At 67.2% G+C, this 13,509-nt stretch carries 13 protein-coding genes; 9 read left to right on the top strand and 4 right to left on the bottom strand.

Annotated features, from left to right (window positions below):
- Positions 1 to 116 precede the first annotated feature (116 nt).
- Entirely contained in the window at positions 117 to 1,016 is a 900-nt protein-coding gene (locus ACTJLD_RS13615; RefSeq protein ID WP_440659008.1) for a LysR family transcriptional regulator, read from the top strand.
- A gap of 86 nt (positions 1,017 to 1,102) precedes the next feature.
- Here the strand turns inward: ACTJLD_RS13615 and ACTJLD_RS13610 are convergent, their stop codons facing one another.
- On the bottom strand, positions 1,103 to 2,686 hold the full coding sequence (locus tag ACTJLD_RS13610) for an isocitrate lyase (protein ID WP_021161457.1): 1,584 nt from the start codon (positions 2,684 to 2,686) through the stop codon (positions 1,103 to 1,105).
- Positions 2,687 to 3,297: 611 nt separating this feature from the next.
- Here ACTJLD_RS13610 and ACTJLD_RS13605 point away from each other — a divergent pair.
- The 6 genes from ACTJLD_RS13605 (at position 3,298) to ACTJLD_RS13580 (ending at position 9,025) form a co-directional block, all read left to right on the top strand.
- The gene (locus ACTJLD_RS13605) at positions 3,298 to 4,251 is read left to right on the top strand and encodes a choline ABC transporter substrate-binding protein (RefSeq protein WP_060173682.1); all 954 of its coding nucleotides are present in this window, start codon (positions 3,298 to 3,300) and stop codon (positions 4,249 to 4,251) included.
- A gap of 72 nt (positions 4,252 to 4,323) precedes the next feature.
- A complete protein-coding gene (locus tag ACTJLD_RS13600) occupies positions 4,324 to 5,253 on the top strand; it encodes a 3-keto-5-aminohexanoate cleavage protein (RefSeq protein WP_059525285.1) in 930 nt (309 codons plus the stop codon).
- Positions 5,254 to 5,340: 87 nt separating this feature from the next.
- Entirely contained in the window at positions 5,341 to 6,306 is a 966-nt protein-coding gene (locus ACTJLD_RS13595; protein WP_021161453.1) for an L-carnitine dehydrogenase, read from the top strand.
- 21 nt (positions 6,307 to 6,327) lie between these two features.
- On the top strand, positions 6,328 to 6,816 hold the full coding sequence (locus ACTJLD_RS13590; protein ID WP_021161452.1) for a thioesterase family protein: 489 nt from the start codon (positions 6,328 to 6,330) through the stop codon (positions 6,814 to 6,816).
- Between the two features lie 33 nt (positions 6,817 to 6,849).
- Complete coding sequence (locus tag ACTJLD_RS13585; RefSeq protein ID WP_440659007.1) at positions 6,850 to 7,806, top strand: alpha/beta hydrolase; 957 nt, start codon at positions 6,850 to 6,852, stop codon at positions 7,804 to 7,806.
- A 22-nt stretch (positions 7,807 to 7,828) separates the two neighbouring features.
- Positions 7,829 to 9,025, top strand: a complete 1,197-nt coding sequence (locus ACTJLD_RS13580) for a TauD/TfdA family dioxygenase (protein WP_059698387.1) — start codon at positions 7,829 to 7,831, stop codon at positions 9,023 to 9,025.
- A gap of 201 nt (positions 9,026 to 9,226) precedes the next feature.
- Here ACTJLD_RS13580 and ACTJLD_RS13575 read toward each other — a convergent pair whose 3' ends face one another.
- From ACTJLD_RS13575 to ACTJLD_RS13565, 3 genes are all read right to left on the bottom strand, one after another.
- Complete coding sequence (locus ACTJLD_RS13575) at positions 9,227 to 9,526, bottom strand: DUF4148 domain-containing protein (RefSeq protein WP_021161448.1); 300 nt, start codon at positions 9,524 to 9,526, stop codon at positions 9,227 to 9,229.
- Positions 9,527 to 9,740: 214 nt separating this feature from the next.
- Positions 9,741 to 10,727 carry an oxidoreductase gene (locus tag ACTJLD_RS13570; protein WP_124671641.1) on the bottom strand — a complete coding sequence of 329 codons (987 nt, stop codon included), beginning with the start codon at positions 10,725 to 10,727 and terminating at the stop codon, positions 9,741 to 9,743.
- A 170-nt stretch (positions 10,728 to 10,897) separates the two neighbouring features.
- Positions 10,898 to 11,188 (bottom strand): DUF3331 domain-containing protein, encoded by a 291-nt coding sequence (locus ACTJLD_RS13565; RefSeq protein WP_021161446.1) that lies wholly within the window; start codon positions 11,186 to 11,188, stop codon positions 10,898 to 10,900.
- Between the two features lie 666 nt (positions 11,189 to 11,854).
- On the opposite strand from ACTJLD_RS13565, the gene ACTJLD_RS13560 reads away from it, so the two are divergent.
- On the top strand, positions 11,855 to 12,619 hold the full coding sequence (locus ACTJLD_RS13560) for an SDR family oxidoreductase (RefSeq protein ID WP_021161445.1): 765 nt from the start codon (positions 11,855 to 11,857) through the stop codon (positions 12,617 to 12,619).
- A gap of 42 nt (positions 12,620 to 12,661) precedes the next feature.
- Complete coding sequence (locus ACTJLD_RS13555; protein ID WP_027789693.1) at positions 12,662 to 13,504, top strand: ureidoglycolate lyase; 843 nt, start codon at positions 12,662 to 12,664, stop codon at positions 13,502 to 13,504.
- Positions 13,505 to 13,509 lie beyond the last annotated feature (5 nt).

Genomic DNA, 13,509 nt, shown 5'->3' with positions numbered 1-13,509 from the left:
GGCAGCTCCGGCGATGTGGCCCGTGACGGCGGTTCCGGCACGGCAGGCTTCCATTCTGGGAAGCGCGACGGTATAACGCAAATATCAAATCGGGCGCTTATCCATCTCGTTTCGGCATGCCATCCCTGAGGCAAATTCAGTACTTCCTGACCGTGGCCGATCTCGGCGGCTTCACGCCGGCCGCGAGCGCGCTCCACGTCGCGCAGTCGGCGCTGAGCCGGCAGATCGGTCAACTGGAAGACGAACTGGGGTTCCCGCTGTTCGACCGGGAGCCGAGGGGCGTGCGGCTCACGGCGGCCGGCGCGATCTATCGCGATCGCGTCGCGTCGATTCCGGCGACCCTGGCTGCCGCGGCCGAGGAGGGCGCACGGTTGTCGCGCGGTGAAGCGGGCGTATTGCGGCTCCTGCATTCGAGCACCGTTCCCGTCGGCAGCCTGATGCCGGTGCTCGAGCGTTTCATGAGCGCGTGCCCGGGTGCGCGGATCGATCTCGACCGCGCGTCGTCCGAGGATCAGGTGCTGGAGATCGCGAACGGCAACGCCGATATCGGGATCGTTCGTGTGCCGGTGCTGCGCCGCGATTCGCGCGTTCGCTTCGTCGAGCTCGCGGCCGAGCGTTTGTGCGTGGCGGTGCCGGCCGATCACCCGCTGGCGGGCCGCCGGCGCACCGCGATCTCGCGGCTGCGGCACGAGCCGTTCGTATCGGCCGTGTATCGGGAGCGGGGCGGACTGGCGCGCGTCGTGATCGACCTTTGCCTGAAACGGGGATTCGTGCCCGCGACCGCCCGGATCGTGTCGCCGAAGACGTCGATGCTGAATCTCGTCGCGGCCGGGCAGGGCGTGGCGATCGTGCCGGAACGGATGGCGAGCCTCGGTATCGACGGGGTCGTCTTCGTGCCGATCTCGGATGACGATGCAAAATCGGCGTGCGCGCTGGTGCTGCCGGTCGAGCCGACGGCGCTGGCGGACGCGTTCGTGCGCGTGATCGCAGCGGGAAGCGCGCGGGACGATGCCTGACGGGCACCCCGTGCGTCATCCCGCCGGATAAAAAAAACGCCAACCCGTCGAAACGGGCTGGCGTCGTGCTTCCGGTATGGCGACGATCAGAACTGGTTCATCGTGTTGTCCTTGCCTGCCGCCTTCAGCGCTGCTTCGCCGCTGAAGTATTCCTTGTGGTCGTCGCCGATGTCCGAGCCGGACATGTTCTGGTGCTTCACGCAGGCGATGCCCTGACGGATTTCCTTGCGCTGCACGCCGGCCACGTAGCCCAGCATGCCCTGGTCGCCGAAGTATTCCTTGGCCAGGTTGTCGGTCGACAACGCGGCGGTGTGGTACGTCGGCAGCGTGATCAGGTGGTGGAAGATACCTGCTTCGCGCGATGCGTCCGCCTGGAACGTGCGGATCTTCTCGTCGGCCAGCGTGGCCAGTTCCGTCTCGTCGTACTCCACGCTCATCAGCTGCGCACGGTCGTATGCCGACACGTCCTTGCCTGCCGCCTTCATCGCGTCGTACGCCTGCTGACGGAAGTTCAGCGTCCAGTTGAACGACGGGCTGTTGTTGTACACCAGCTTCGCGTTCGGGATGACCTTGCGGATCTCGCTGACCATGCCACCGATCTGCGCGATATGCGGTTTTTCGGTTTCGATCCACAGCAGGTCGGCGCCGTTCTGCAGCGACGTGATGCAGTCGAGCACGCAGCGCGCTTCGCCCGTGCCGGCGCGGAACTGGAACAGGTTGCTCGGCAGGCGCTTCGGACGCAGCAGCTTGCCGTCGCGCTTGATGACCACGTCACCGTTGCCCAGCTGGTCGGCCGACAGTTCTTCGCAGTCGAGGAACGCGTTGTACTGGTCGCCCAGGTCGCCCGGCGTGTTGGTCACGGCGATCTGCTTGGTCAGGCCGGCGCCCAGCGAGTCGGTACGGGCCACGATGATGCCGTCGTCCACGCCCAGTTCCAGGAACGCGTAGCGGATCGCGCGGATCTTGGCCAGGAAGTCCTCGTGCGGCACGGTGACCTTGCCGTCCTGGTGGCCGCACTGCTTCTCGTCGGACACCTGGTTTTCGATCTGGATGCAGCATGCGCCCGCTTCGATGAACTGCTTGGCCAGCAGGTACGTGGCTTCCGCGTTGCCGAAACCGGCGTCGATGTCGGCGATGATCGGCACGACGTGCGTGACGTGGTTGTCGATCTTGTCCTGGATCGCGGCCTTCGCTGCAGCGTCCTTGGCGGCATCGAGTTCGCGGAACAGGCCGCCCAGTTCACGGGCGTCGGCCTGGCGCAGGAACGTGTAGAGCTCGCGAATCAGCGCGCTGACCGAGGTCTTTTCGTGCATCGACTGGTCCGGCAGCGGGCCGAACTCGGAGCGCAGCGCGGCGACCATCCAGCCGGACAGGTACAGGTAGCGGCGTTCGGTGCTGTTGAAGTGCTTCTTGATGGAGATCATCTTCTGCTGGCCGATGAAGCCGTGCCAGCAACCCAGCGACTGCGTGTACTTGGACGGGTCGGCGTCGTAGGCGGCCATGTCGGCACGCATGATCTTCGCGGTGTACTTGGCGATGTCCAGGCCCGTCTTGAACTTGTTCTGGGCACGCATGCGGGCGGCGTACTCGGGGCTGATCGCATTCCACGCGCTGCCGTGGTTTTCCTTCAAACCGGCAACTGCCTTGATGTCGTCTTGATACTGGGCCATGTCAATCTCCTGGGAGCAAAGCGCGTTTGAGTAACTGGTTGAGCGTGCCCGCTACGTCTGTCGCAGCGAACTGCATGGGATAAATAGTAACGCCGCCCGTTGAGCTTTTGGTGATGTCTTATATAAGACATAAGACATTATTTTTTGTTGTTTTTCAATGAGTTACGTTGCTGTTTTTGCGATGCAAAACAAGTTTTCAAGCGGCGAAAACGCGGCGGCGCGGGAAATCGGCGTGGATTCCGCAATACGAAACGCGCTTTCGGCTGCTGGAGGCCGGGCCAGCTTCACATGCGTCCATGACACCCGTTCGTCGGTGCGGCGTGCGCGTGCCGCGCCAGAAGCCGCACCGGCGCTCCGTTTCGTCCTGGCGGAGCCCCAAGCGGCGCGCCGCATGTGGACAAGCTGAATTCCCTCGCAATACGCGCAAGAACCCCGTCCAACAAGCCTTTCAAGAAACCTAGTGGTTTCCACTCATAGTCGCAAACAGTCAAGAACAGGTCGCCGCCGGTCTTCTCGCGACCAATATGGCTCGTTACTTTTACTCCCACGATGCAGGTCGGCGCACACCCCGCGCACCGGCTGCCACGAGTCCAACAGGGAGGAACCGAACCATGAAGTCGACGAAGATTGCCGCGCTTGCCGCGGCCGTGCTGGCGACCGGCGCGTTCACGCATGAGGCATGGGCCGAAACGGATGCCGCGACCTGCCGCACCGTGCGTTTCGCGGATATCGGCTGGACCGACATCACGTCGACCACGGCGCTCGCGTCGACCGTGTTCGAGGCGCTCGGCTACAAGCCGACCACGACGATCGCGTCGGTGCCGATCTCGTTCGCCGGCCTGAAGAGCAAGCAGCTCGACGTGTCGCTCGGCTACTGGTGGCCCGTGCAGCAGAAGCAGCTCCAGCCGTTCCTCGACAGCAAGTCGATCAACGTCGTCGAACCGCCGAACCTGTCCGGCGCGAAGGCGACGCTCGCGGTGCCGAGCTACGAATACCAGGCCGGCCTGAAGACCTTCGAGGACATCGCGAAGCACCGTGCGGAACTCGACGGCAAGATCTACGGGATCGAGCCAGGCAGCAGCGCGAACGCGACAATCCAGAAGATGATCGACACGAACCAGTACGGGCTCGGCGGCTTCAAGCTCGTCGAATCGAGCGAGGCCGGGATGCTGGTGACGGTCGAGCGCGCGATCCGCGAGAAGAAGTGGGTCGTGTTCCTCGGCTGGGAACCGCATCCGATGAACATCCAGCTGAGCATGAACTACCTGTCCGGCGGCGACGCGGCGTTCGGCCCGAACTACGGCGAAGCGCGCGTGTACACGCTGACGGCGCCCGACTTCATCGCGCGCTGCCCGAACGCGGGCAAGCTCGTCACGAACCTACGCTTCTCGACGCAGCTCGAGAACCAGCTGATGCAGTCGGTGATGAACAAGACGAAGCCGGCCGAAGCCGCGAAGGCGTACCTGAAGAAGAACCCGCAGGTGCTCGATCCGTGGCTCGCGGGCGTCAAGACGTTCGACGGCAAGGACGGGCTGCCGGCCGTGAAGGCGTATCTCGGCCTGTGACGGCCCGCGCGCCGCGCGCCCTGACGAAACACCCGCAATGCGACACAACCCGAGTCAAGCGAGGCAACCAGCATGAACCATGAAGTCATCATCACCTGCGCCGTCACCGGCGCGGGCGATACGGTCGGCAAGCATCCGGCGATTCCGGTCACGCCGAAGGAGATCGCGGCCGCCGCGATCGAGGCCGCGAAGGCCGGCGCGACCGTTGCGCACTGCCACGTGCGCGATCCGCAGACGGGGCGCGGCAGCCGCGACCCGAACCTATACCGCGAAGTGGTCGACCGCATCCGCTCGGCCGACGTCGACGTGATCATCAACCTGACGGCCGGCATGGGCGGCGATCTCGAGATCGGCCCGGGCGAAGACCCGATGCGTTTCGGCAAGGGCACCGACCTGGTCGGCGGCCTCACGCGCCTCGCGCATGTCGAGGAGCTGCTGCCCGAAATCTGCACGCTCGACTGCGGCACGCTGAATTTCGGCGACGGCGACTACATCTACGTGTCGACGCCCGCGCAATTGCGCGCCGGCGCGAAGCGCATCCAGGAACTCGGCGTGAAGCCGGAGCTGGAAATCTTCGACACGGGCCATCTGTGGTTCGCGAAGCAACTGCTGAAGGAAGGGCTGCTCGACGATCCGCCGCTGTTCCAGCTGTGCCTCGGCATTCCATGGGGCGCGCCGGCCGATACGGGCACGATGAAGGCGATGGTCGACAACCTGCCGCCGGGTGCGCACTGGGCGGGCTTCGGGATCGGCCGCATGCAGATGCCGATGGTCGCGCAGGCGATGCTGCTCGGCGGCCACGTGCGCGTCGGCCTCGAAGACAACATCTGGCTCGATCGCGGCGTGCATGCGACCAACGGCACGCTCGTCGAGCGCGCGCGAGAGATCGTCGAACGGCTCGGCGGCCGGGTACTGACGCCGGCCGAAGGCCGCCGCAAGCTCGGCTTGCCCGCACGGGGCGAGCGACCGCTCGAACGCCGAGCGGTCGCCGAGTTCGCGTGAGCGGCTGCGCCGACTGACCGACATGACGCGGCGGCACGCCCCGCGCGGCCGCCCACCGATTTCCCCTGATTTGAAGGATGCGTTGACATGGCTGTGAAGACCGACATCAAGACGTTCGCCGCCATCGGCACCGGCGTGATCGGCAGCGGATGGATTTCCCGCGCGCTCGCGCACGGTCTCGACGTGGTCGTCTGGGACCCCGCGCCGGGCGCGGAAGAACGGCTGCGCGCGAACGTCGCGAACGCGTGGCCCGCGCTCGAGCGCGTCGGCCTCGCGCCCGGCGCCGATCCCGCGCGGCTGCGTTTCGTGGAGACGATCGAAGCGTGCGTCGCCGATGCCGATTTCATCCAGGAAAGCGCGCCCGAGCGCGAGGCGCTGAAGCTCGAACTGCACGAGCAGATCAGCCGCGCGGCGAAACCCGACGCGATCATCGCGTCGTCGACGTCCGGCCTGCTGCCGACGGATTTCTACGCGCGGGCGACGCATCCGGAGCGCTGCGTGGTCGGCCACCCGTTCAATCCCGTCTACCTGCTGCCGCTCGTCGAGGTGCTCGGCGGCGCGCGCACGTCGCCGGAAGCGGTCGAAGGCGCGATGGAGATCTATCGCAAGCTCGGCATGCGGCCGTTGCACGTGCGAAAGGAAGTGCCGGGCTTCATCGCGGACCGGCTGCTCGAAGCGTTGTGGCGTGAGGCGCTGCACCTCGTCAACGAAGGCGTCGCGACGACCGGCGAGATCGACGACGCGATCCGCTTCGGCGCGGGCATCCGCTGGTCGTTCATGGGCACCTTCCTGACCTACACGCTCGCCGGCGGCGACGCGGGCATGCGACACTTCATGCAGCAGTTCGGCCCCGCGCTCGAACTGCCGTGGACGAAGCTGGTCGCGCCCACGCTCACCGATGCGCTGATCGACAGCGTCGTCGAAGGCACGACCGAACAGCAGGGCACGCGCAGCATCAAGGAACTCGAACGCTATCGCGACGAGTGCATCACCGAGGTGCTGAAGTCGATCGCCGCGGTGAAGGCGCGGCACGGGATGCGATTCGAGGACTAAGGGACTAGAGGACTGAAGGCGATGACCGGCGATACCCCGCTGACGATATACCGCGACGTGGTGCGGCCCGAATGGGTCGACTACAACGGCCACCTGCGCGATGCGTTCTACCTGCTGATCTTCAGCTTCGCGACCGATGCGTTGCTGGATCGCATCGGCCTCGACGACGCCGCGCGTCGCGAGCGGGGCCGCTCGGTCTACACGCTCGAAGCGCACGTGAACTACCTGCACGAGATCAAGGAGGGCACGCAGGTGCGTGTCGATGCGCGTGTGCTGGCGCATGACGCGAAGCGGCTGCACCTGTATCTCGAGCTGTTCGCGGACGGGCATGACGATGCGGTATCGGCGAGCGAGCAGATGCTGCTGCACGTCGATACGCGCGACGGCGCGAAATCGGCGCCGTTCGACGACGACGTGGCCGCACGCGTGGCCGGGCTGCATGCATTGCAGCGCGATTGCGCGGCACCCGCGTATGCGGGCCGCGTGATCGCGCTGCCGCCGCGCCGATAGCGGGCGCGAACCTTCAAGCGCGGAGCGCACACGATGCTCGAACCGGAAATCGCGGCGTTCGTCGCTGCCGTCGACGCGTGGTATCCGGCCGACGCGGCCGCACGCTCGCCCGTCGAGCAGCGCCGCCTCTACGACCGCTTCGCGGCCGAGTGGACGCCGGCCGCGCTGCCGGCCGGCATCGTGCAGCAGGACGCCGTCTGGCAGGCGCCCGACGGCCGCGCGATCGCGCTGCGGCGCTACACGTCCGCGCAGGGTGCGCCGCGCGGCACGGTGCTGTTCTTTCATGGCGGCGGCTTCGTCGTCGGCTCGCTCGACAGTCATGCGCTGATCACCGCGCAACTGGCGGCCGATACGGGGCTCGACGTGATCGCGGTCGATTACCGGCTGGCGCCCGAGCATCGCGCGCCGGCCGCGCTCGAAGATTGCCTGGCCGTCACGCGCGCCGCACGCGACGCGCGCTGGCCGTTCGGGCCGTGCGCGCCTCCGCTGACGCTCGCGGGCGACAGCGCGGGCGGCATGCTCGCGGCGGCCGTGGCCACCGCGTTGCGCGATGCGGGCGAAGGCGGTGTCGACGGCATCGCGCTCGTCTATCCGATGCTCGGGTTCGAACCGCAATCGCCCGCGCGCGAAACGGAAGCGCACGCACCGATGCTGACGCTCGACGACGTCCATCGTTATCGCGCGCTGTACTGGAACGGCGGCCTGTCCGATGCGCTGGGAGACGGCAATCCGCTGTTGCGCGCGTCGGTGCCGCTCGCGGCTGCGCGTTTCGACGGCCTGCCGCCCGTCCTCGCGATCGGCGCCGAACACGATCCGCTGCGCGACGATGCGCGCGTGTACGTCGAACGGATTCGCGCGGCCGGCGGTGCCGCGCACTACTGGATGGGAGAGGGGCTGGTGCACGGCTGCTGGCGCGCGCTCGGAACGAGCCCGCAGGCGGCGCGGATGCACCGGACGGTCGGCGGGTTTCTGCTCGCACCACACGCGTAGCGGGCGTTTCCGGGAGGCAACGATGCAGGCAGCGCAACACCGTATCGAGGACTGGCGGACGTTTTCGGTCGACGCGACCATTGCAGCGGTCGCGATTGGCGACTCAGCGGTGGACGTCGAGTGGAGCGACACGCGACGATCGCCGTTTCATTTCGACTGGCTGCGCGACAACTGCGCGTGCTCCGCATGCGTGCATGCCGTCACGCGTGAACAGGTGTTCGAGATCGCCGACGCGCGCGAGGATCTCGCCGCGCGCGCGGTGCACGTCGAAGCCGACGGCGCGCTGCATGTCGAGTGGAACGACGGACATCGCAGCGCGTGGTCGCCGGGATGGTTGCGCGCGCATGCGTACGACGACGCGTCGCGCGCCGAGCGCCAGGCCGCGCACGGGCGGCACGTGTGGGCCGGCGACGATGCGACGGCCATCGGCGTGTTCGCGTGGCGCGACGTGATGGAGGACGACGGCGCATTGCTCGCATGGCTCGCCGCGTTGCAGCGCACCGGGCTGACGCTTGTCGAAGGCGTGCCGGCCGAGCGCGGCCGCGTCGACGAGATCGCGCGCCGCATCGGCCTGATCCGCGAGAGCAATTTCGGTGTGCTGTTCGACGTCGAATCGAAGCCGCGCCCGGACAGCAATGCGTATACGTCGCTGAACCTGCCGCCGCATACCGATCTGCCGACCCGCGAGCTGCAGCCGGGCGTCCAGTTCCTGCATTGCCTGGCGAACGATGCGACCGGCGGCGACAGCGTGTTCCTCGACGGCTTCGCGCTGGCGGATGCGCTGCGGCGCGAGCATCCGGCCGATTTCGAGCAACTCGCGTCGACGCCGTTCGAGTTCTGGAACAAGAGTGCGAACAGCGACTATCGCTGCTCGGCGCCGGTGATCGGGCTCGATGCGCGCGGCAACGTGACCGAGGTGCGCGTCGCGAACTTCCTGCGCGGGCCGCTCGATGCGCCGGCCGGCTCGGTCGCGGCCGTCTATCGCGCGTACCGGCGGTTCCTCGCGCTTGCGCGCGAGCCGCGCTTTCGCGTGCAGCGCCGGCTGCGGGCGGGCGACATGTGGGCGTTCGACAACCGGCGCGTGCTGCATGCGCGCACCGAGTTCGATCCGTCGACCGGCCGCCGGCATCTGCAGGGTTGCTACGTCGATCGCGACGAATTGCTGTCGCGGTGGCGCGTGCTGTCGCGTTCGGCGCCCGCCGCGGCTGCACCGCACTGACGGGTACGTGCGGCTTCATCCTGCCTGCACACCTGCCGCGCAGGATGAAAAAGCGCCCGGACGCGAGGCGCCCGGGCGAAGCCACCCGCTGCCGGGCGGCGGAGGTATGCGTTTCATAAAAAAGGACGAGCCCCGCAAGGGGGGCTCGTCCTGATGTTTCTTCATCGCGCTGTGCGCGGCGCCCGTCGGGGGCGCATCGGCTTACTGGCCGAAGAAGATCGAGTCGCGAGCGTTCGACGACGTTGCGGCCGGGGCGCCCGAGTGGACGGCCGGAGCCGGTTGCGCGCCGTAGCCGCTGGTGTCGGCACCATGAACACGCGCTTCGGCGCTCTGGATGTCGTTCGGGTAGTACGGGCTCGACAGGCCCGGCTTGTAGCCGGCTTGTTCGAGCTGAACCAGTTCGTTCTTCACTTGCGCGCGGGTCACGGTGCTTTGGGCGAATGCGCCGAACGAAGCGGACAGGGCGGCAGCGGCAACGACTGCGGAAACGAGCGATTTCATGATGACCTCCGGTGTTTTATTGAGTTCGCTCTTGACACCATGTCTTAAGCGATTGATCGAATCTTAGTCATCGGAAGGTTCAGGGTAAACGCTGATTTTGACGATAGATTGTTTCCTGGGCAGTAACAGTGGCGCGCCGGCTCAGGCTTTCAACGGGCTTTCTTATCGGTTGGTGCAACAAGTATGAAGAATGTTGCGGAGGCCGACTCGCCTTTCACCGCGCCTCGGCCGCCGTGTCGAACGGCCGGCCCGGCGAACGTCCGGCCGGCGCGCCCGAGCTGAGGAAGCGCACGCCCGTCGCGGCTTCCGAGGCCTCCCACAGCAACGCCGCCGATCCCGCGTCGCGGGCCGCGCGTGGCACGCTCGCGGGCGCCGGCAGCCCGCGCGACTCGAACCAGCCGGACGGCCCGATATACGCGCCGCCCGCGAGATCGGGCGCGGTCGCCGCATGAATCGCGGGCAGCGCCCCCTGGTCGGCCGGCTGCGCGAGATAACGGTTCGCGGCCCGCATCAGCGCGGCGCGCGCGGGCGAGCTGTCCATCGCCGGGCCCGCGAACTGCAGGTTGGTTGCCGCGTAGCCCGGGTGCGCGGCCACGCTGATCCCGGCGAACGCCGCGCGCTCGAAACGGCGCTGAAGTTCGATCGCGAACACAAGGTTCGCGAGCTTGCTGTCGCAATAGGCGAGATAACGGTTGTAGCGGCGCTCGGCGCGCAGGTCGTCGACGCGGATCCGGCCGCCGCGGTTGAGGCCGCTCGACATCGTCACGACCCGCGGCCGGCGCGCGGCGCGCAGCGCGGGCAGCAGATGGCCGGTCAGCGCGAAATGGCCGAGGTGGTTGGTGCCGAACTGCATCTCGAAGCCGTCGCGCGTATGGCGCAGCGGCAGGAACATCACGCCGGCGTTGTTGCAGAGGGTATCGACGCGGCCATGGCGTTCGGCCACATCGGCCGCGAAGCGTGCGATCGAGGCGAGATCGGCGAGGTCGAGCGCGTCGACTTCGACGCGGGCATCGGGATGGAGCCGTCGGATCGCATCGGCGGCCTGCGCGGCGCGGGCTGCGTCGCGGCAGCCCATCACGACGGTCGCGCCTTTCGCGGCCAGTGTTTCCGCGAGTTGCCAGCCGAGCCCGCTGTTGGCACCGGTCACGACCGCGACCTTGCCGCCCTGCGCCGGGACGTGGCGCGCGCTCCATGCATGCATGTCTGCCTCCATCGGCGCGACCGGGTGGCCGCGGCACATAATCGTTACATCGAGTGGTGTAACGATAGTGCGCGTGGTCGTGGCAGACAAGCAGGGGAATTAGACCGGCGCTTCTAGGGCTTGCGCATCGTCGTGCGGCACCGCGTGCGGCGATGCGCGGCCGGCAGGATTTACCTGCCGCCGGCCAGCGCGAGCACTTCGGCGGCGGAGATCATCGCGGCCGCGTTCGCGGGCGCCGGGCGTTCGGCCGGGCGGAAGACTTCGTCGCCGCGCTGGATGACCTGGCGCGACAGCGCGCACGTGCCGGTGCGTTGCGCGAAGCGGCGGCGCCAGCGCTGTTCACCGTAGTGACAGCGGCCGGGCTCGACCCAGCGGACGACGAGCAGCGTATCGGAACGTTCGAGGATTTCGACGTGGACGTCGGCGGGATCGAGCACAGGCAGGGATTTGGAGGCCTTCATTTTGCCGTTTCCTAAAGCTCGTGCGGTTCGTCCGTGGCAGTGGATGTCACTACCCGATGGCGAATCCGTAGCGGTTTCCATGAGTGGTGCGCTAAATGTAAGCGTCTGTGACCGGAAAAAACATCCTGTCTGGCTCAAATTACCTTTTGCCGATTTAGAAACAATCCACGCTTATTTTCTTGGGAAAACCACAGACAAAAACGCCCCGGACATGAAGTCCGGGGCGGGAAATCGGCCTGCGCGCCGTGTCTGCTCGCCCAGTCACGGAGCCCATCGCCGGGGGACGGAGGTGCCCGCAGGGATCGAACGCGGGCGGGGTGGCGATGGACCGGTAGCGCAGTCCGGTACGTCATGATGGCGCGCGCATCCCGTTGAGACCCTGACGCGAACATGACTTTTTCGCCAGTTTGGCGCGGCGCCGCGCCGGGCATGCGTGAACAAACGGCTGGATGGCCCGCCGGTATTGGGAGTGCGCGGATCCCGGGACGGGCTCCCGCGTGTCATCGAATGCGGGGTGCTTGCTCGACCGCCCGATTTCCACGCCCGGGTAAATACTGAATCCCGATTTCGTGACAAACGCGAAGTCGACTCCTATGATTGGTTGGACCTTTAGTCCTTTGTGCCAATCGGCCGACGGGTGGCCGGTTTTTTTCGGGAGAGTCGCTCATGAGATTGCAGGGCAAACGCGCGCTGGTGACGGCGGCCGGGCAGGGTATCGGCCGCGCGACCGCGCTGCGGTTCGCGAGCGAGGGCGCCGACGTGCTGGCGACCGACATCAACGAAGCCGCGCTCGTGCGGCTCGAGGCCGACGCCGAACGCGCGGGCAGCCGGCTGGCCACGCGGCGGCTCGACGTCACCGATGCGCAGGACGTCGCGGCGCTTGCCGCGAACGAGCGCGCGTTCGACGTGCTGTTCAACTGCGCGGGCTATGTTCACCACGGCTCGATCCTCGACTGCGACGACGACGCATGGGCGTTCTCGCTGAACCTGAACGTCACGTCGATGTACCGGCTGATTCGCGCGCTGCTGCCCGCGATGCTCGAAGCGGGCGGCGCGTCGATCATCAACATGGCGTCGGCCGCGTCGAGCGTGAAGGGCGTGCCGAACCGCTTCGTCTACGGCACGACCAAGGCGGCCGTGATTGGCCTGACCAAGGCGGTGGCCGCCGATTTCGTCGAACGCGGCATCCGCTGCAACGCGATCTGCCCGGGCACGATCGAATCGCCGTCGCTGGAGCAGCGGATCGCCGACCAGGCGCGCATGCGCGACGTGTCGGCCGATGAGGTGCGCCAGGCGTTCGTCGCGCGCCAGCCGATCGGCCGCATCGGCACCGCGGACGAAGTGGCCGCGCTCGCGCTGTATCTCGCGTCCGACGAAGCGTCGTTCACGACCGGCGCGATCCACCTGATCGACGGCGGCTGGTCGAACTGACCGCGCCTTTCCCCGCTACTTTCCATTTCCGTTCAAGACGATATGAAACTGCTGAGATTTGGCGACAAGCACCATGAAAAACCGGGCTTGCTCGATGCACAAGGCCACATCCGCGACCTGTCGGGCGTGATCGACGATCTCGCCGGCGATGCGCTGGCGCCGGCCTCGCTCGCGCGGTTGCGCGACATTCCGCCGTCGTCGCTGCCACGGGTCGAAGGCACGCCGCGGCTCGGCGCGTGCGTCGGCCGCGTCGGCAAGTTCATCTGCATCGGGCTCAACTATTCCGACCACGCGGCCGAATCGGGGATGGAAGTGCCGAAGGAGCCCGTCGTGTTCGGCAAGTGGACGAGCGCGATCTCGGGGCCGAACGACGACGTCGAGATTCCGCGCGGCTCGGAGAAGACCGACTGGGAGGTCGAACTCGGCGTGGTGATCGGCCAGGGCGGTCGTTATATCGCGGAAGCCGACGCGCTGTCGCACGTGGCGGGCTACTGCGTCGTGAACGACGTGTCGGAGCGTGAATTCCAGCTCGAACGCGGCGGCACGTGGGACAAGGGCAAGGGCAACGACACGTTCGGGCCGCTCGGCCCGTGGCTCGTGACGGCCGACGAAGTGCCCGATCCGCATGCGCTGCGGCTGTGGCTCGACGTCGACGGCCATCGCTACCAGAACGGCACGACCGCGACGATGGTGTTCCGCGTGCCGCACCTGATCAGCTACCTGAGCCGCTTCATGAGCCTGCAGCCGGGCGACGTGATCTCGACCGGCACGCCGCCGGGTGTCGGCCTCGGGCAGAAGCCGCCCGTCTATCTGCGCGCCGGGCAGGTGATCACGCTCGGTATCGACGGGCTCGGCGAGCAACGCCAGCGCACCGTGCAGGCCTGATTCCC

The sequence above is a fragment of the Burkholderia sp. 22088 genome (assembly GCF_052045915.1).
Classification (GTDB): domain Bacteria; phylum Pseudomonadota; class Gammaproteobacteria; order Burkholderiales; family Burkholderiaceae; genus Burkholderia; species Burkholderia cepacia.
This window is presented reverse-complemented; position numbering and strand designations above follow the sequence as displayed.

Bases quoted from the DNA above. Each gene is read 5' to 3' on its own strand.
- ACTJLD_RS13615 (WP_440659008.1), top strand. From the start codon at position 117: ATGCCATCCCTGAGGCAAATTCAGTACTTCCTGACCGTGGCCGATCTC.
- ACTJLD_RS13610 (WP_021161457.1), bottom strand. From the start codon at position 2,686: ATGGCCCAGTATCAAGACGACATCAAGGCAGTTGCCGGTTTGAAGGAA.
- ACTJLD_RS13605 (WP_060173682.1), top strand. From the start codon at position 3,298: ATGAAGTCGACGAAGATTGCCGCGCTTGCCGCGGCCGTGCTGGCGACC.
- ACTJLD_RS13600 (WP_059525285.1), top strand. From the start codon at position 4,324: ATGAACCATGAAGTCATCATCACCTGCGCCGTCACCGGCGCGGGCGAT.
- ACTJLD_RS13595 (WP_021161453.1), top strand. From the start codon at position 5,341: ATGGCTGTGAAGACCGACATCAAGACGTTCGCCGCCATCGGCACCGGC.
- ACTJLD_RS13590 (WP_021161452.1), top strand. From the start codon at position 6,328: ATGACCGGCGATACCCCGCTGACGATATACCGCGACGTGGTGCGGCCC.
- ACTJLD_RS13585 (WP_440659007.1), top strand. From the start codon at position 6,850: ATGCTCGAACCGGAAATCGCGGCGTTCGTCGCTGCCGTCGACGCGTGG.
- ACTJLD_RS13580 (WP_059698387.1), top strand. From the start codon at position 7,829: ATGCAGGCAGCGCAACACCGTATCGAGGACTGGCGGACGTTTTCGGTC.
- ACTJLD_RS13575 (WP_021161448.1), bottom strand. From the start codon at position 9,526: ATGAAATCGCTCGTTTCCGCAGTCGTTGCCGCTGCCGCCCTGTCCGCT.
- ACTJLD_RS13570 (WP_124671641.1), bottom strand. From the start codon at position 10,727: ATGCATGCATGGAGCGCGCGCCACGTCCCGGCGCAGGGCGGCAAGGTC.
- ACTJLD_RS13565 (WP_021161446.1), bottom strand. From the start codon at position 11,188: ATGAAGGCCTCCAAATCCCTGCCTGTGCTCGATCCCGCCGACGTCCAC.
- ACTJLD_RS13560 (WP_021161445.1), top strand. From the start codon at position 11,855: ATGAGATTGCAGGGCAAACGCGCGCTGGTGACGGCGGCCGGGCAGGGT.
- ACTJLD_RS13555 (WP_027789693.1), top strand. From the start codon at position 12,662: ATGAAACTGCTGAGATTTGGCGACAAGCACCATGAAAAACCGGGCTTG.